Annotated in this window: 18 protein-coding genes; 6 read left to right on the forward strand and 12 right to left on the reverse strand. The window is 47.5% G+C overall.

Annotated elements, in window-relative coordinates; genetic code table 11:
• Window positions 1–6: 6 nt before the first annotated feature.
• Complete coding sequence (locus FO446_RS19120; RefSeq protein WP_221869064.1) at window positions 7–765, reverse strand: MerR family transcriptional regulator; 759 nt, start codon at window positions 763–765, stop codon at window positions 7–9.
• A gap of 134 nt (window positions 766–899) precedes the next feature.
• Here FO446_RS19120 and FO446_RS19125 point away from each other — a divergent pair, with 134 nt between their 5' ends.
• A complete protein-coding gene (locus FO446_RS19125) occupies window positions 900–1,070 on the forward strand; it encodes a hypothetical protein (protein ID WP_016738742.1) in 171 nt (56 codons plus the stop codon).
• A gap of 50 nt (window positions 1,071–1,120) precedes the next feature.
• Here FO446_RS19125 and FO446_RS19130 read toward each other — a convergent pair whose 3' ends face one another.
• A complete protein-coding gene (locus FO446_RS19130; protein WP_173608389.1) occupies window positions 1,121–2,053 on the reverse strand; it encodes a manganese-dependent inorganic pyrophosphatase in 933 nt (310 codons plus the stop codon).
• Window positions 2,054–2,196: 143 nt separating this feature from the next.
• Here FO446_RS19130 and FO446_RS19135 point away from each other — a divergent pair, with 143 nt between their 5' ends.
• Window positions 2,197–2,970, forward strand: coding sequence for a metallophosphoesterase family protein (locus tag FO446_RS19135; protein ID WP_173608283.1), 774 nt, complete (start codon window positions 2,197–2,199; stop codon window positions 2,968–2,970).
• Between the two features lie 29 nt (window positions 2,971–2,999).
• On the opposite strand, the gene FO446_RS19140 is transcribed toward FO446_RS19135, so the two are convergent.
• The 6 genes from FO446_RS19140 to FO446_RS19165 form a co-directional block, all read right to left on the reverse strand.
• On the reverse strand, window positions 3,000–3,596 hold the full coding sequence (locus FO446_RS19140) for a PepSY domain-containing protein (RefSeq protein ID WP_232773752.1): 597 nt from the start codon (window positions 3,594–3,596) through the stop codon (window positions 3,000–3,002).
• Window positions 3,597–4,445: 849 nt separating this feature from the next.
• A complete protein-coding gene (locus FO446_RS19145; protein ID WP_237898793.1) occupies window positions 4,446–5,459 on the reverse strand; it encodes an ABC transporter substrate-binding protein in 1,014 nt (337 codons plus the stop codon).
• A gap of 44 nt (window positions 5,460–5,503) precedes the next feature.
• Entirely contained in the window at window positions 5,504–6,529 is a 1,026-nt protein-coding gene (locus tag FO446_RS19150) for a FecCD family ABC transporter permease (RefSeq protein ID WP_232773754.1), read from the reverse strand.
• Window positions 6,529–7,566 (reverse strand): FecCD family ABC transporter permease, encoded by a 1,038-nt coding sequence (locus FO446_RS19155; protein ID WP_221869060.1) that lies wholly within the window; start codon window positions 7,564–7,566, stop codon window positions 6,529–6,531. The genes FO446_RS19150 and FO446_RS19155 overlap by 1 nt, the downstream gene beginning before the upstream one ends.
• The gene (locus tag FO446_RS19160; protein ID WP_173608289.1) at window positions 7,541–8,134 is read right to left on the reverse strand and encodes a nitroreductase family protein; all 594 of its coding nucleotides are present in this window, start codon (window positions 8,132–8,134) and stop codon (window positions 7,541–7,543) included. Before FO446_RS19160 ends, FO446_RS19155 begins: the two co-directional genes overlap by 26 nt.
• Before the next feature lie 32 nt (window positions 8,135–8,166).
• Entirely contained in the window at window positions 8,167–9,786 is a 1,620-nt protein-coding gene (locus tag FO446_RS19165) for an AraC family transcriptional regulator (RefSeq protein WP_237898795.1), read from the reverse strand.
• Between the two features lie 276 nt (window positions 9,787–10,062).
• Between FO446_RS19165 and FO446_RS19170 the strand changes: the two genes are divergently transcribed.
• On the forward strand, window positions 10,063–10,797 hold the full coding sequence (locus FO446_RS19170; protein ID WP_237898796.1) for an SDR family NAD(P)-dependent oxidoreductase: 735 nt from the start codon (window positions 10,063–10,065) through the stop codon (window positions 10,795–10,797).
• Between the two features lie 19 nt (window positions 10,798–10,816).
• Here FO446_RS19170 and FO446_RS19175 read toward each other — a convergent pair whose 3' ends face one another.
• Window positions 10,817–11,128: an FmdB family zinc ribbon protein gene (locus FO446_RS19175; RefSeq protein ID WP_173608292.1), complete on the reverse strand. Its 312-nt coding sequence runs from the start codon at window positions 11,126–11,128 to the stop codon at window positions 10,817–10,819.
• 36 nt (window positions 11,129–11,164) lie between these two features.
• Window positions 11,165–12,346, reverse strand: a complete 1,182-nt coding sequence (gene fmdA / locus FO446_RS19180) for a formamidase (protein WP_106782843.1) — start codon at window positions 12,344–12,346, stop codon at window positions 11,165–11,167.
• A gap of 482 nt (window positions 12,347–12,828) precedes the next feature.
• On the opposite strand from fmdA, the gene FO446_RS19185 reads away from it, so the two are divergent.
• A complete protein-coding gene (locus FO446_RS19185; protein ID WP_173608294.1) occupies window positions 12,829–14,151 on the forward strand; it encodes a sigma-54 interaction domain-containing protein in 1,323 nt (440 codons plus the stop codon).
• Between the two features lie 55 nt (window positions 14,152–14,206).
• Here the strand turns inward: FO446_RS19185 and FO446_RS19190 are convergent, their stop codons facing one another.
• Together FO446_RS19190 and FO446_RS19195 are read right to left on the reverse strand one after the other, a co-directional pair.
• Window positions 14,207–15,124, reverse strand: a complete 918-nt coding sequence (locus FO446_RS19190; RefSeq protein WP_237898798.1) for a phosphotransferase — start codon at window positions 15,122–15,124, stop codon at window positions 14,207–14,209.
• 59 nt (window positions 15,125–15,183) lie between these two features.
• Window positions 15,184–15,813: a helix-turn-helix transcriptional regulator gene (locus tag FO446_RS19195; protein WP_173608296.1), complete on the reverse strand. Its 630-nt coding sequence runs from the start codon at window positions 15,811–15,813 to the stop codon at window positions 15,184–15,186.
• A 220-nt stretch (window positions 15,814–16,033) separates the two neighbouring features.
• Between FO446_RS19195 and murB the strand changes: the two genes are divergently transcribed.
• Window positions 16,034–16,936 (forward strand): UDP-N-acetylmuramate dehydrogenase, encoded by a 903-nt coding sequence (murB, locus tag FO446_RS19200; RefSeq protein ID WP_237898803.1) that lies wholly within the window; start codon window positions 16,034–16,036, stop codon window positions 16,934–16,936.
• Window positions 16,937–16,959: 23 nt separating this feature from the next.
• Complete coding sequence (locus tag FO446_RS19205) at window positions 16,960–17,313, forward strand: HesB/IscA family protein (protein WP_221869055.1); 354 nt, start codon at window positions 16,960–16,962, stop codon at window positions 17,311–17,313.
• Window positions 17,314–17,358: the final 45 nt, after the last annotated feature.

Genomic DNA, 17,358 nt, shown 5'->3' on the forward strand with positions numbered 1-17,358 from the left:
ACCTCTTTACTTGCTCGTATAAATCGCCACTGCATCGCGGAGAAACTCGGCTACACCTGGCTGCTCCTTGTCATAGTAAGCGGTAAAACGCGGGTCATCTACATACATCTGGGCCACACCTGCGTGGGCTTCCTTACTGTAGGTGTCCCAATAAAAACTCAGCCATTGACGGTGAAGATCTGCTGCTTTTTGCGCTAATTCATGAGCAGGATCACCTGTCGAAAATGCCTGCGCCAACGTCTCGTGCAGCTCTGCGTTCAATTTCTCCAGCGCGGCATATTGTTCTTCTGTCATGCCTTTGACCTTCTGATTCGATTTTTCGATTCGGTCACTTCCATATTTTGCACGAATTTCTTCTCCGTATTGCGCCTCGTTGTCGTCAATCAACTTTTGCTTGAAGCCTTCAAATTTTTGTTTGTCACTCATCGTTTTAGTCCCCTCTCTTTGTGCTAATGTCAAATCGACATTGGCGATTAACGCATCCAATTGCGCTCGCCTTTCCAGGAGCTTCTCGCGGTGCTCCAGCAGTGCCCGGTCAGCATCAAAGGTTGGTGAATCCAGGATCTCCTTGATTTCCTCCAAGCTCACCCCCAGCTCGCGGTAAAAAAGGATTTGCTGCAATCGATCAACCTCTTGCTGTCCGTAAATGCGATACCCTGACGAATTGATTCTCGCCGGCTTGAGAAGGTCAATTTCATCATAGTATCGGAGCGTCCGGGTGCTGACACCCGCCAGGAGTCCTAGCTTTTGCACCGTATATTCCATGTTCATTCCTCCTGACAAATTGATCGTACACATTTACGGACCGTCAATGTCAAATACATTTTCACAAAAATTGGCGTTACTTCATTTTCATTATTTGCTAAAATATAGGTAAAGCCATACAAGGGGGGACTTCGATGCTCTATATCATCGGCTTCATTGTAGCTATAGTCGGTGCCGGATGGGGATTAACAGGGCTGCTCAGTCTTAAAGCGAGAGATAAACATGCCATCACCCATTACACTGATGATGCTTATGCCCAGCAAACCTTGTTCCAGATGCATAACAACCCTACCCAAGGCATGTAAAGATAAAAAATGGCTGCCCGCATCGTGTGCATGGCAGCCACTTTTCTTTTTTACAGAGCTTGGAATGTATCAGTCAATACCGGTACGATTTGCTTCTTGCGGGAGACAACGCCCTTCAGAACAGCTTTGTTGTCCACCAATGTTACTTGATATGCTTTTTCTACTGCTTGTGTTGCACTGCCGAGTGCAATTGCAACAGAATCGTTATTCAAGATATCCGTTACAACAAACACGAACAGGTCCAAACCTTTTTCAGCGATGTTTGCGTTCATAGCTGCTTCCAGTTCGCTTTGGCGTGCAAGTACATCATTGACATCCACTGCATTAACTTGTGCGATTTCTACTTTCGCATTGCCCATTTGGAACTCTTTTGCATCCAATGTGAGCAATTGTGCGATTGTTTTGTCGCTCAGGTCTGCCCCCGCTTTGAGCATTTCCAGGCCGTATGCTTCCAGATTGACACCCGCGATTTCAGCCAGCTCATGAGCAGCCGCTACATCTTGCTCCGTGCACGTTGGGGATTTCAACAGCAACGTATCCGAAATGATAGCAGAAAGCATCAAGCCCGCCATCTCTTTTGGAATGTCTACGCCGTTTTCTTTGTACATTTTCTTCAAAATGGTAGTCGTGCATCCAACCGGCTCGGCACGGAAGTAGAGAGGATTGCTCGTCTCAAAGTTCGCAATACGGTGATGGTCAATGACTTCTACCACTTGCACTTGCTCAATGTCATTCGCGCTTTGTTGGCGCTCGTTGTGGTCTACAAGGATCACTTCATTAACTTCATTCGCCACTGTCTCTACGAGACGCGGTTCTTTTACTTGGAAGTAATTCAACACAAATGCCGTTTCGCTGCTGATTACACCCAGGCGTACAGGCTCTACATTTGCGCCCAGTTTTGTTTTCAAGTCAGCATACACAAGTGCTGAACAAATGGAATCTGTGTCTGGATTTTTATGACCGAAGATTAGTTTTTTTTCCATCATCCATACTCCTTAATCGTAATTTGGCTTCCAAATTATACCACATCTTAGCGGATATGCCCAAGATACATTATAGGTTCAAACTCGGTCGTTGGAAATAAGGTTTTGAAGAACAATCCGTAATGAATGGGAGGCGAAATAAAATGAGAGTGGCAGCTTTATATGACATTCACGGGAATGTACCTGCCCTACATGCAACATTGGCAGAACTCGAAGTTGTGAAGCCTGATCTTATTGTCATCGGGGGAGACACCATCTCAGGCCCAATGCCCGTCCAAACACTTGAAATACTCTTCCAATTGGAGACACCTGTGCAATTCATTCGTGGTAATGGCGATCGTGAAGTACTCCTCACTTTTGACGGTGAGGCTCAGGCCTTGGAAATGTCCGATTCTGTGCGGGAAATCACGTCATGGGTTGCGGAGCAATTGAGCCGCTCTCATCGTGACTTTCTGTCGCAGCTCCCTCTTACCTACACGTTAACACGCGAGAATTATGAGGACGTACTTTTCTGCCATGCCATTCCCACCAATGATGAAGATATTTTCACCCCACTCACTCCTGATACAGTTGTGGCCACTTACTTTGAGCGGACGCTGCAACGAATCGTCATCTGCGGTCATACGCATGTCCAATTTGAACATCGCCTTGGCGATCTGCTTATCCTCAATGCAGGAAGTGTGGGCATGCCGTTTGCCAACAAACCAGGGGCATATTGGTTACTTCTTGATGGTGACAGCTACGAGCATCGCTTTACACCCTATGACGTAGAGGCTGCTGCAAAACAAATCGCTTCCACGAACTATCCACAAGCTCAGAAGTTTGCCGAAGAGAATGTCCGAAAGATACCTACGGCTCAAGAAGCAATGGAATTTTTAGAGGCACTTGCACAAAAAAACCGGCCCTCTGTTTATTGAGGGTCGGTTGAGAAGGATAGCTGCCTAGATTAATCGTCCCAGTCTACATCCAATACAGCGCCTGTTGTAGCGGAAATCTCCAAATCGACTTCCTGTCCTTTAGCCGTTTTCACTTCTACTTCATACACATAGTGGTTATCATCATCATCCAGCTTCATGGATTTGATGGTGCCGTTCACTTTAGCCAGCGCGATTTTTTTCGCTTGTTCTACACTGATTTTCACCGGTTGTTTTTCCCACTGATCGTCGTTGTCGTCGTCATGATCATCGTCGTCATCGTGGTCAACTGTTTGCCACACATCGCCAGTCATCGCGTCGACGTACACATCAATCTCTTGCTGCTTATTTCTGATCTCTGCTTTGTATACGAGGAAACCGTCCTCTTCGTCCAGCGTCCATTCGATAATGGTACCAGGCTGTACATCCCGAACTTTTTTCAGTGCTTTTTCAGGCGTGATGCGCACGAGCTTCGCCCAGTTGTGTTTCACATCATCGTCGATTTGCAGGTACACGGCAGAAGTGTTCTTTTGCGGTACACTGTAGGATTGGTTGCTATGTGCAAAGGCTGTTACGCCAAGGCTCCCTACAATCAGTGCTCCTACCATGGTCATGACTACTTTTTTCATATGATCTCGCTCCTTTTTTCGACTGGGTTTGTTTGATCTCCTTTATCATAAAAAGGACAGATGAAGGAAAAAAAAGAGAGAGATTAGAATTTGATGAGAAAATAGAAGAGACCTCTCACAGCATTCATAATTGCCAGGGAGCCACAGCGATTAGCAAAAAGAGCGCGTGTTTTCTACTGGCAAAAACGAACCATACTGGCTTTAAATCGACGCAAATGAACCATTCGCGCTTTTGCGTGCTTTCCGCTTTTTTCCGTATAATGAAAGCAATCGAGAGGACAACAGTCGACTCGATGACATACGAAAGAGAGCGTGAATGGCAGTGTAATACATATCGTTTCTAATTACTTTCTATTTTTTCTTACATGAGAAGGAGAAACGATTTTTCCGTGGAATCACCACTTTTGAAAAACTTCTTTTTTTGAATCTATTTTTTCGTCACTTTGCATACGGTTGTCATGTCCGTTATGACTTTGGAAGTGAAAAACCCAGCACGTATTCAATTGGCATCACAAGCAACACAAGCTATCTCCTCTGCCAATACGGAATCAGGCAATCGGAAATGAAAAAAGGCACTCTACTAATCTTGTAGAGTGCTTCTTGTATGTTTACGCTAAACCAACATTCATGTAAAAAAGGAGTGACAGCAGGATGCGAAAAATGGAAGTACGTCCTTACGAAGCAAATTGGGCCAAATTGTTTAGAGACGAGGCGCTGTTGTTGCAAAGGATTTTCGGTGATTCCCCTATGATTCTGGCGGTTATGTAAAAGGGAAAGATTCACTTGCAAAAGCTCTGGAACAAAAAGCGCTTGTATGGAAATATTCTCAGAATGAGCAGCAGTAAATTTCTATTTTCCGAGATTGTTCTTAATGGCTTCCAATCCAGCGATTTCTCCCAGGAAGAACGTATCGCCTGCGAGTGTATCCATCGTGTAGACCTGGTTGTTTTTCACTGCTTTGAGGTTTTTCCAGACAGGATGATCCTTCCAGATATGAATCAACCCTTCTGGCTCCTCTGCTTTTGCTGAACGGCGGTTCTCCGCAATAAAGATATGATCGGGAGCAAGCTCACTCAACGCCTCGATTCCGATACGCCCTCCAATCTTGCCGTCCTCTGGCAATCCGGTTATCGGTGTTAATCCCACTTCCTTATAATAAATCGGGAAGTTTTTGGGATGCATTACCGTAAAATCCTTACCATTAGAAACGAGGAATAGCGCCGTTTCTCCTTTATGTTTGTCTGCTGCTGCTTTTGCTTCGCTTTTCAGCTTATTAAAATCGGACAAAACTTGCTTCGCCTTTTCTTCTTTACCAATTACTTCAGCGATTTTCATGAGGCGAGTGGGGACATCCACTGAGAAATCAATGACAATGGAATTAGCCATTTTGTTGAATTCCTCAAATCTGGAGCCTTTTCCGGTGCTAGTCATGACAATAACCTCTGGGTCCATCTCCAGCAAAGTCTCCAAATTCGTTTTTCCACCCAGATCCTTTACCGTTTTACCTTCCGCATACTTCGCAAAAATGGGTGACTTGCTTTTCGTCGACTCAAAGCCTTCCGATACAATCGGAGCAAAATCTAGCACGAGGAAGTAATCTGTTCCCATGATATCGACAGAAGCGACACGCTCCGGCTTTTTCTCCAATGTGACTTCCCCCATCGTATGCTTGATGGTTCGAGGATATACAGGCTCCCCAGCCCCAGCCCCAGCCCCTTTTGTATCGGGTTGTGATGCTCCTGCCTCAACCGTTTGCGCTTTATTGGCAGTGTTTGTGTCTGTAGTCGCCTGTCCTGCTCCGCACCCCGCCACGACGGCTGTGGCTAAGATTACAGACAAAATGCCTGATAATTTCTTTTTCATATCAATTGAACTCCTTTTATTCATCTCCTGATTTCAAACATGATTTACCCTTTTGTTCGGATCAACAAATACAGAAAATAAGGCCCCCCAATGAGGGAAATGACAATACCCGCCGGTACTTCTGTAACCGGCATAATGCTTCGCCCTATCGTATCTCCGGTCAACACGAGCAAGGAACCGACGAGCGCTGTAATGGGCAGCATGTATTGATGCTGGGGTCCGACCAATCTGCGCGCGATATGCGGGCCAAGCAAACCGATAAAGCCTATGCCTCCACCTGTCGCTACACTCGACGCAGCCAATCCAACCGCACCCGCCATCAAGGCCAGTCGCTCCCGTTGAAGAGATACGCCCAGGCTTGCTGCAATTTGTTCATTCATACTGAGCAGGTTCAGTACATTTGCCTTCCGATACACGTACGGCAGCAGGATCACCATCCACGGCATAAGCGCCAGCACGAACTTCCAATTGGAACCCCACAACGATCCCATCTGCCAAGTGACGACAAACTCGAGGTTTCGCGGATTCAACTGAAGTGTCAAAATAATGCTGATGGCGCTAAGTCCCGCCCCTACTGCAATCCCTGTAAGCAAGAGACGGGTAGGAGATATGCCGTGCCCTTTCTTGTATGCCAGCGTATAGATTATGGCTGCTGTGGCGGTGGCACCGATGAGTGCGAGAAACGGCATCAAAAAAGGCGGGGCCATATTCGTTGCGGGATATAAAGAGACGAACAACAATACGGCCAGTCCAGCACCAGAACTGATTCCAAGAATGCCAGGGTCAGACAGGCCATTGCGAGAGATTCCTTGCAGGATCGCTCCCGATATAGCAAGCCCCGCTCCAATCATGACCGCAATCACCATCCGAGGAAGCCTCAGCTCAAACAACACGAGACTCTGCTTTTTCGAACCCTCCCCCAGCAACGTTTGCAACACCTCGAAGGGCCCAATACTGTACGGTCCCGTGTTCAAGCTCAGGACAAAACCGACAAGCAAAAGCACTGCGAAAAGAAGGATCAGTCGGACACTACGGCATTTTCTTTTTTGGGAAAATTGATCGATGTCCACTACCACTCCCTCCTTTCCTTACGTGCCAGGTACAGGAAGAAGGGGACCCCGATAACAGCGATAATGGCGCCAAGCGGTGTCTCGTAGGGCATCGCTATCATTTTGGCTCCGATGTCTGCAAAAACAACCAAAACAGCTCCCAAGACTGCAGAGCATGGAATAATCCAGCGGTAATCAACCCCGACCAGAAAACGGACGATATGTGGGACAACAAGACCGACAAACCCAACACCACCAACTGTCGAGACAGAAGCACCCGCCAGCACCATGACGACAGCCGCCGACACCCCCTTCACCAGCCTTGTCTTTTGTCCGAGTCCCGCTGCGATCTCTTCTCCCAAACTTAAAATAGTAATGGAGCGAGATAGGATCATGGCCACAACGATTCCTCCGACAATCCACGGCATCATGACGGATACTTGAAACCACTCCGCTGTAGAGATCCCCCCTGCTGACCAGAATGCCAGATCGTAGTTGATCTGAAAGAGGAGAGAAATCGCCTGACTAATCCCTGATATGATTGAGCTGACGACTGCCCCTGCCAACGCGAGCCGCAAGGGGGTCAAACCGTTTTTGGAAAAATAGGCCAGACCATAAACAAGCCCTACCCCCAGACCCGCTCCGATAAAAGAAAAGAGAATAATAGACTCAAAAGGGAGTCCTGGGGCAAAAGCAAAAACGAGTACAAGTACGAATCCAGCCCCTGCATTAATGCCCATCAAGCCCGTATCCGCAATCGGATTTTTCGTAACCCCTTGCATGATGGCTCCCGCTACGGCAAAAGCGGCTCCCACCAGCGCTCCTGCCAAGGCACGCGGCATTCGCAGTGTTTGAATAATAACATGGTGCTCGTTGCTAGAATCATAATGAAAAATCGAATTCCAAACGGTAGCAAAAGAGATATTCGCCACTCCAGTGATAATGGATGAACCTAGTCCGAAAAGAATGGCGCAAATCCCTGCAACAATCAACACCGTGGCCATCCACGGCCTGGTTCGAAACGAAGCATTTTTAGTGATCGGCTGTGACAGTGACATTTCCCTTCTTATCCTCCAGAGCAACGTTCGAATGAATCACGGTCAGCTTGTCATTTGCAGCCGTTCTCGCTCGTGCTTCCGGGATGACCTCCGGAAAGCCAAGCTGAAGCATTCCTACGAGTTTTTCCTCCGCACGTACCCCTACCGCTTGCAAAAATCCTGCTTGATACGTGAACGGTTCCGTTTTCCAAACGACGCCCAAGCCCCGCTCCCACGCCGCGAGCTGAAAGTTTTGAATCAACGTGCAGGCTGCCGCATAATCCTCTTCCCGTTCTCTTTGCCGAGAGTCTTCATTTACGATAACCAAAAGATAGGCCGGGACGCGTAAAAGCAATTCCGGATCTCTTTTTTTCATGGCGTTTTGAAGAATGGCATCGACAACTACCCGCTTCCCTTCCTCCATATAAAGGACGAATCGCCAAGGCTCACGTAGTCCGTGGTTAGGCGCCCAGACAGCTACATCCAGCAACTCACGAATCAATTCCAGTGGAATCAGGTCTGGCTTGAATTTCTTTATGGTTCTGCGGTCTCGGATCGCTTGTGCAATCGGATACATTGATGGCTCCATCTCGTTCCCTCCAACAATAGTGATACTCATTCTCAATCATTATCACAAACTTGTGGGCGCAAGAAAATTGAAGAACCTGATTCCTTTTTTGTACATTCCTGTGACTCTGCAAGATGCGTGAGCGCCTCTGATATGGATTGCTCATGGCCGAGGGCGGAATAATGCAGCCAAGGATATACCCCAGCTCGATGTACATTTCCTTTTAATCGATGCTTGCGTACATCCGTTCGAATTTTCCTTTCGTCGAAAAGCAGAATATGATCAGCCTGAAAATCTTGAAGCTCATCCAGGCTCGCGATATCCAGAAAGGCAAAATAATCTGTTCCCACTGGAGGTCTTACCTGTAGGTCACCGTATAAAATATCGGAAATTTTCCGCCTTTTCGCACCAAATATACGGGCTCCACCATCCCACGCCCTCACTGCCATAACGGATTCATTTCCAATTTTTTTGCGGATACGCTCGCGAGCCGCAGCTGCTTTCAGATCATAATAATAGAGCCAACTGGTCGCCACCTCTGTAATTCCTAGCATGGCAGCTACCTGCTGCAAATGATCTCGCCAAGTCGTTGTTTTAAAGGGAATGAGCCAGGTCGGTGCAATGGTTTCCAATTGTTCAAGCCAAGGGGCAACCTGATCTGTTCCGACAATCAAATCTGGCTCCATCTGATGCAGACGGTACAAGTCAAATTCCAGTGTGGCTGCTTCCATCTGGGAGTACGGCCTCTTTTGCCGATGCTTTTCCCAAACAGGGATCAGATGTTGGATCGAAATCCCCAATGCGAGCAGATCACCGATGATTGCTGGATGGAGTACGGCGATTTTCTTTTGTAACGATTTCTTGAAGCGATAAGGGGGCACGCCAACGATCTTTTTAAACATCCGACTGAAATAGTACACATCCCGATAGCCCACTTCACTAGCTACCTCAGGAATCAGCACGTCCTGCGTCACCAGAAGCTGACAAGCCTTCTCCATTCGTTTCCGATTGATGAATTGCAAGGGAGTGAGCGAGGTGTACTCCTTAAACTGCTGGTAGAAAAGGGTCGGCGTCATTCCTGAGTAGCGAGCCATCTCCTCGATCTGAAAAGTCTCCTCACAATGCTGCTCCATATGCTCAGCGATCCCTTGAAGAAGTTGTTGACGATCTGTTTTTTTCTCTTGCAGCGTGATTCCAGCCATAATAGCTTGCCATAGCTTCAGAAAAAGAATCTGCATGGTTGCCTGATCGAAGCGATCTTTTCGCCATGCCAGATGCAATTGTTCGATGTGATGGTGAATTAAGGATATAGTTTCGATATGGTGCTTCCCCTGAATCGGTAGCATCACTTCGTTTATGAGCCACCCATCCCTTTCTTTTCTGGCATGAGCAGCAAAAAGCGCCACGTAACAAACATAGAGGTTCTCCGTAATGGGCAAGAGGGCGAGCCCTTCCTTCATATCCTCTGGAGATATGAACATGCAATCTCCCTGGTTAAGCATCCCTCCTGTCTTATCCAACCGAAACGATGCCCTGCCCTCTATTACCAAAATGATGATTTGTTCGCTTCTCTCTCTCGCTTCTACAAGCTTCCATTCTTTTGAAATGGACAAAACGTGCACATCATTTACAGTGATGACATTCGGATCACTAAATATGTCTGTTTTTCCCATAAATAACTCCTCTTGAATCATGATGCATCAAATGATAACAATTCTCACCAATTGTACGAGAGACTTGGCAAAACCGCAATTGCACTCGAGTGAGAAAAAGCAAAAAAACGCCAAGCGATCATCAAGATGACCACTCGACGTTTTCTCTTTCCACTTAAGTTATTCTCATGACACTCTTTGTAGACAACTATTTCTAAATGATCGTATATTTTAACAAAGCATCTCATATTTTCTACCTATGTTTCTACTAAAAAACTAACAGAAAGAGGTACAGGTATGCTGAGCAATCAAAAAGTAATCGTAACAGGAGCAGCTTCTGGGATCGGGAAAGCCGTAGTGATGCACTGCTTGCAAGAAGGGGCCGCTGTCATCGCGTGTGACCTCAATCAGGAAGCTTTGCTGGCACTGGAAGAAGAGATGGATCGAGCAGAAAGACTACATACGTATTGTGTGGATGTTAGCAAATATGAAGAGGTCGCGGCTTTTTTTGCGCATATCGAGGCAGAGCATGCGGATTGTACCAGTCTCGTCAATAACGCAGGCATTTACCTGGCGAAAAACATTCTGGACTACGACCTCGACACAATTGAAAAAGTGCTCGCGATTAATGTAAAAGGTTGCATTTATTTCTCACAGATGTTCGGAAAACTCCTTTTTCCTGCCCAAAAACGAGGAACGATCGTCAACCTGTCCTCTGTATCCGGAATTGAGGGCAGCTCGGATGCAGTCTACGGAACCTCGAAGGCGGCAATTCTCGGCTTGACGAAAAGCTGTGCAATGAACTTCGCTCCCTACATCCGGGTCAATGCGGTAGCACCCACTATGGTTGCTACACCGATGATGGACACCATTCCAGAATGGCGTCGGGCAGAATATCTCGCTCACGGCCTCATCGACAGCCCTGTAATGCCAGCGGACGTAGCAGATACCGTCGTTTTCCTGTTATCGGAGAAGTCCAAACACTACACCGGAGCGACTTTTGACATCAACAACGGTGGATATCTGCGGTAATAGCATGGCAAAGGGGCGTTTAGTGCCCTACCATCCAAGGGCGTTTGCCCCCACGACTGTGAGAATGTCCCCGCTGTGTCTGGCTACCGTGGTTATGGCTGCACCCTCCTCCTTCATGGGAATGCGAATGCTTCCGTACCACTTTTGGTTCCACGCCACGCTCAACACGTTGTCGCAGCGCTTGCGGTGTCATGATCAATCCTGGTGCGGCATACAAACGCTTTGACGGTAGCCGGCAATTGGGGCACGCAATGCTATCTGTAAGCTCGCTCATCTTCAGCCATTGTACAAATGGACCACATTCCTCGCACATGTAATCATATCTCGGCATCGTATTTGGCTCCCTCTTTCGCGTTCTTTTTCTTGGCTACTTCGGCAAGATATCTCGATCAAAAATGCTTGTCGGGATAGACAAGGTGCAGCATGCGTTCGGAATATCGACGATTCCCGCAATTCTTCCTTCCACCGGTGCCGTTCCCAGCAGCATGTACGCCTGCTCCCCTGTGAAACCCATCGCTGTTTTCAAATATTCGATGGCATTCAGGCATGCATTGCGGTAGGCAACATGCGCATCCATGTACAGCTGCTGCCCTGTCGTCTCGTGGACTGAAATTCCTTCGAAAACGAGGTATTCGGTATAGCGAGGCTCTACTGGACCCGGTTTGAATACAGGGTTGTTCACGATGTTATACTTGGCCATCCCGCCCTTGATGACGTCCACATGAAGATCCAGCCAACCAGCCATTTCAATACCGCCGCAGAAGGTCACTTCTCCGTCTCCTTGTGAAAAATGCAAATCGCCCATGGACAGCTTCGCTCCATTTACATAAACCGGAAAGTAAATGCGAGTGCCTTTGGACAAGTTTTTAATATCGCAGTTTCCTCCGTGCTCGCGAGGGGGGACAGTCCGGGCCGCTTCTCTGGCAATCCGATCAAACTCGGCTCCCTTTAGACTTCCCAACACGGCACTGTGCGGGGTCGGCAAATTCGCGAGTGGCGGCATTCGTTCAGGATTTGTCGCTACGAGGTCGCTCTCTCTTCGGTTCCAGCGATCCAACAGTTGGTGGGAAGGTGCGGTACCAATCAAGCCTGGATGAAGAATCCCAGCAAATTTGACTCCTGGCAAATGACGAGAAGTGGTGTAAATGCCGTGGAAGTCCCAGATCGACTTGGCTGCTTGCGAATAATGATCGACGAGGAAGCTCCCGCCGTTTTCTTTGGCGAAAATCCCGTTAAAACCCCATTCCGATTGAGGGAGTGCCCCGATATCGAGAATATCGACAACCAAGAGGTCGCCTGGCTCTGCTCCATTCACCCAGACAGGTCCACTGAGCACATGGACGCGATTGAGATTGACATCCCGAATGTCGGAAGGGTCATCGTTATTCGCGATCTGCCCGTCCGTCCAGTCCTTACATTCCATGCGGAAAACAGCTCCTGGATTCACGGAAACGGTTGCTGGAATGTCTGGATGCCATCTGTTGTGACCAGGTGTATCCTGCTCCTCCATCGGTTTGTTCAAATCAACTCGAAATAAAACTTCTGGCATGCTGCTTCCCCCTCACTTGTTCAAAATGCGTATGCCCTACATTCACAAAAAGAAGCAAATGACATGCCAATGCTTGCTGGACCTAATAAAAATTTGATAATACCGATTCTTTTGGCTACTTTCTCCTGTATACTTAATAGAAAGTGCTTGTCGCAAAACAGGTCATGCAGTTGATCTGCCCTTGACCCGGAAATGTCCCACCTCTCTTGTATCGCTTTCGTCATTGTGTGTCGTTTGTTTCCCTGCTTCCTTGTCGGACACCTGTCCCACGATCGAACAAACAAACTATAACAAGAAAGGGTGCGAGAACGATTTTTGAAGCCGGCATGCTACTCTCGTCTTTCGATTCTTCCTCCGTAACCGAGCGTTCCCATCATCGCGCGATCCCTCATGCTGTCTTTCACTCTCTCTATCAGCAATTACAGGCCTCCGCGAATCTTTCATCCTATGAATTTTCTCTGATTAGGGATGCGCTAATCCATTTGCTACAAAATGGCTCTTTGCCGCTTTTTCCGCTATCTCATTCCACTACGCGACATTCTTCTGCCCTTCAAACGAATCATGTGATTCCAGCACTCAGGCATCCCTCTCATTCTGTTCCCAATTGGAAGAGTCTTCTTTTCGCATGGGCGGAAAACAGCCAAGAATACCTCATCGCACTCAGTGACGAGCGCATCGTACTTTTTGCTAACAAGCGGGCACAAGAACGATTTTCGTTAGTTGAAGGCCTTGTGCTCGAGGCGGAATGGGAACAAGAACGCTTAACCAATTGGTATTTAGAAGAACTCGATCTGGGTGAGAAGACGTGGTATCGCCTTTTTCTTATTCGCCCAAGTATGTCAACCTTTTCAAAGACTACTAGCAGCGATTCTTTTTCAGAGATTCATACGAATAGCCCCCTCTATCAAGCTCAACTACATACAGCACGTATTGCTGCAAAATCGCTATCGAATACGTTATTGCTCGGAGAAACAGGCTGTGGCAAAGAAGTCCTGGCACGTGCCATCCACTCCTCCAGTTCGAGAAAAGACGGCCCTTTTCTTGCGGTCAATATCGCAGCACTTCCACGCGAACTGATCGCCAGTGAGCTATTTGGATATACAGAAGGAGCTTTTACGGGAGCAAAAAAAGGAGGACAACCAGGAAAATTCGAAGCAGCAAATGGAGGAACGCTATTTCTCGATGAAATCGGGGAAATGAGTTTGGAGCTTCAAGTGCTTTTGCTACGCGTCCTCGAAGAGCGCAAAGTGACGAGATTGGGCTCTCATGAAGAAAAGCCATTGGACATTCGGATTATCGCAGCCACCAATCGTTCTATAGAAGAACAGGTACAAAATGGGCAGTTTCGCGCAGACCTTTACTACAGGCTCAATGTCCTGCAAATACGCATCCCTCCTCTGCGCGAACGCAAGGAAGACATTGCAACCTTGGCTCACGAGTTCCTCCAGCAGCTACATACCCAATATGCTGGCGGTCCGACCGATATCTGTGAATCTGCCCTGGCGATCTTAAAGCAGCATTCATGGCCCGGAAATATTCGTGAGCTGCGCAATATCGTGGAACGGGCATTTTTACATGCGTTTGGTGATTCGTGGGTCACCTCTCACCATCTCCCGAGCGAATGGCAGCAGCAGTATGGGCTGCAAGAAGCATCCGGGGAACCTTTGCCATTATTGCGCGAATTAGAGCGACAGACGATCCAGCAAGCCATCACACAAGCTCCGTCCATCAGCGCCGCTGCCAAAAAGCTAGGTATTGCGCGAAGCACCCTTTATCGAAAAATGGAAGAGTTAGGAATCGGATAAGAAATTCGGGGGATGATCCTTAGCAGCTTGTCCCCCGAATCATTTTACAGATACCCTATTCGCCAGCGAGTGCTCGCCGTATCGTCATTCTTGCTTCCTCTGCTACTATCTCATCATTGTGATCAATGGCTTGCATCCAGAGCAGCATCGGAATGTACACCGCCATCATTCTCGCCAATATTTTTGTCTCTTCATCCACTTCTCCATACGTATGGAAAAACGATTGACGGGCTTGTGGCGGTAAAAAACTGTACGCCACATTTACATCCGCTCCTGGGTGACCTACATTGAGATCACCCCAGTCAATGATGCCTGATATCTGCCCGGCTTCATCTACCAGCATATTTTTAACATGCAAGTCTCCGTGCAGCAGCACTTCACGTGGACTTAATCGGTCGATCACGACTTGTCCTAAATAATTCGCGATCACATCCCGATCCTCTGCAGGAATATGTACAGCTAAGGTAGACAAAAACGTCTGCATCTTTTCTTTTCTCTGTGCAATGTCCAGGAGGTTCCTGTGATCATGCTCGATGCCGTTCTCCCGGGCACACTGGGACGGAAATGCATGCAAGCGTTTTAAAAACGTTGCAAGTGCCACTGCTGATGAAGCACGCTGCTCGTCGGTCAAGCCTTTTGGAAACGTTCCAGGCACATACGTGTACCCCAAGAAAGGGAATGGATAGTCGTTGGTTGGTTCCCCATAAAAAACCGGCTTCGGATACGGGATCGTCAGGAATGCCGCAAGCATTGGCAGCAGCACCCCTTCCTTCTTGATCAACGCAACAGCGACATTCCGCCTCGGAAAACGGAAGACATATTCGTCCCCCACTCGAAAGACCACGTTATCCCACCCACAGCCAATCAGCTTAATGGGCATGGAAGATAGCCGCGGAAACTGACGGAAAATGAGTGCACGTGCCAATGGTTCGGATACGTCCCAGTCAGCATCCCATGGATTCGAGTTGGTCATGATTTTCGTCCCCTCCCATTTGTCCTTTCATCTGCCGTGATGGGTGCTTACAGCTACGATTACGTAGATCGGATCTGATAGACACATCTCTTTCCGCCGATTGCCACGCATTCCGTCCGTTCTACGCTCGTCTGCAGTAACGCTCGGTAACAATTAAGCTCTCTTGCACAAATCATCTGATACCGATCTGCTACTTTAAAATAAGGACAATTGTGCTGCGTGATCACATATTCCTCATCACTGACCTGCTCCCATCTCGCCATAAATCCATTGTCATCTTGGATGCGCGCCATCTCTGCCACCTTTTCAGATAGCGCTTTTCCTTCCATCTGTCCCTCGTATTTCTGGATCATCTTTTCTTGTTGTCTTGCGAAAAATTGATCCACTCGGTCTTCCCCGTCTGCCAGCACGATATGCTCCATCAAATCCACGGCCAATTGCCCGTAATCATTCGGAAATTGTTCGTTGCCTTGCTGTGTCAACGAGTAGTAATGCATCGGTCTGCCTGCTTTTTGACGACCTACTCTGCACACAACAAAACCGTCTTTTTCCAAGTAGATCATTTGCCTGCTGACAGCTACCTTTGTGAGTTCCAGCCTGTTTTGTAAATCCTTTGTGCTGAGTTCCCCTTCCCTTTTCAGCAACAATAGAATGTATTCACGTGTTGACAGGTGTTTATATCTCTCCATTTTCTCTTCGCCCCTTTATTGGAAAAGAACGATACGCTCACAGTATATGTCCTTTGTATAACTAATTCAACAAACATGTTTATAAAGTGACCCTCTTTGTTCATCACAAAGGTTACGCAACTGCAATTTATTAAACATTTTAGTTGAATATATATAAATTAGTGCCTATACTATGATTGTAGTGCACGGTGTTTTTTTCCAAGAAGGATAGGTGAAAAGGATGAAAGCTGTATTCTCCCTTCTCCGTGAACGACAGGTCGAAGTGACTTATCAGGAGCCTTTAGCGGCACATACTACCTGGAAAATTGGCGGACCTGCGGATTTACTGATTATACCGAGCAGTAAATCTCAACTGATCATGGTCCTACAAATACTGAATGAACATCATGTCCCATGGATGGTGATGGGAAAGGGCTCCAACCTTTTGATCACAGACAAGGGGTATCGTGGCGCGGTCATTAAATTAAACAAGGCCTTGGACTATGCCCGAATCGTGGGCAATCAGATTTACGCAGGGGCCGGCTACTCCTTAATCAAGCTTGCAGCATTGGCAAACAAGCACAGACTCAGTGGCTTGGAGTTCGCAGGTGGAATACCCGGGTCTGTCGGCGGAGCTGTGTATATGAATGCAGGCGCCAACGGATCGGATATATCAGACATTTTCCATTCAGCTGAAGTGATCACACAAACCGGAGCCATTCGCTCCTTGCGTGCTGTAGATTTGGATTTTTCTTATCGCCACTCTTCCTTGCAAGATGCTAATGTAATCATCACGGAAGCGATTTTTGAACTGACTTTGCGCGATAGCGAAAGCATCAAGCTCCAATGGAACCAATATAAAGAAAAACGTTTAAAAACACAGCCTCTGCCGTTCGACTGTGCGGGCAGTGTATTCAGAAATCCACCGGGCCATTTTGCGGCAAAGCTCATCGAAGATGCTGGCCTAAAAGGTATGCGGTACGGAGGCGCGGAAGTATCGAGCAAACACGCCAATTTTATTATGAATACCGGCAATGCCACTGCATTTGATGTATGGACACTCATGAGACAGATTCAGGAAAAAGTTCACAGCCAATCTGGCATTCAGCTTGTTCCTGAAGTTGTAATCGTAGGTGAACTGTAAACATAAAAAAGGGAGGTCTCACGATGATTCAAATCAGCCAAGCTGCTGTCACTCGCATTCAAAATATGCTTGTACAAGAAAGCTCTTCTCTCTTCATTCGTTTTGGCGTGAAGGACGGCGGGTGTTCCGGAATGACCTACGGGCTCGGTTTTGATGATACTTATCAAGAGGGCGACTCCACAATCGAAATGGATGGCGTGAAGTTGGTCGTCAATCCGGAAAGTTATCCGTATGTCGATGGCGTCGAAATCGATTATAAAGAGACAGGAATGATGGGTGGGTTTACGATCCAAAACCCGAATGCGATTGCAACCTGCGGCTGTGGAAGCAGCTTCCGTACAGCCCTACATCGAGGACAAAGAGAAAAGTGTGAATAAATCACCAGACGAAAATGACTTGTCACCGATTGCAAACGAATGCTA

The sequence above is a fragment of the Brevibacillus brevis genome (assembly GCF_022026395.1).
GTDB lineage: Bacteria > Bacillota > Bacilli > Brevibacillales > Brevibacillaceae > Brevibacillus.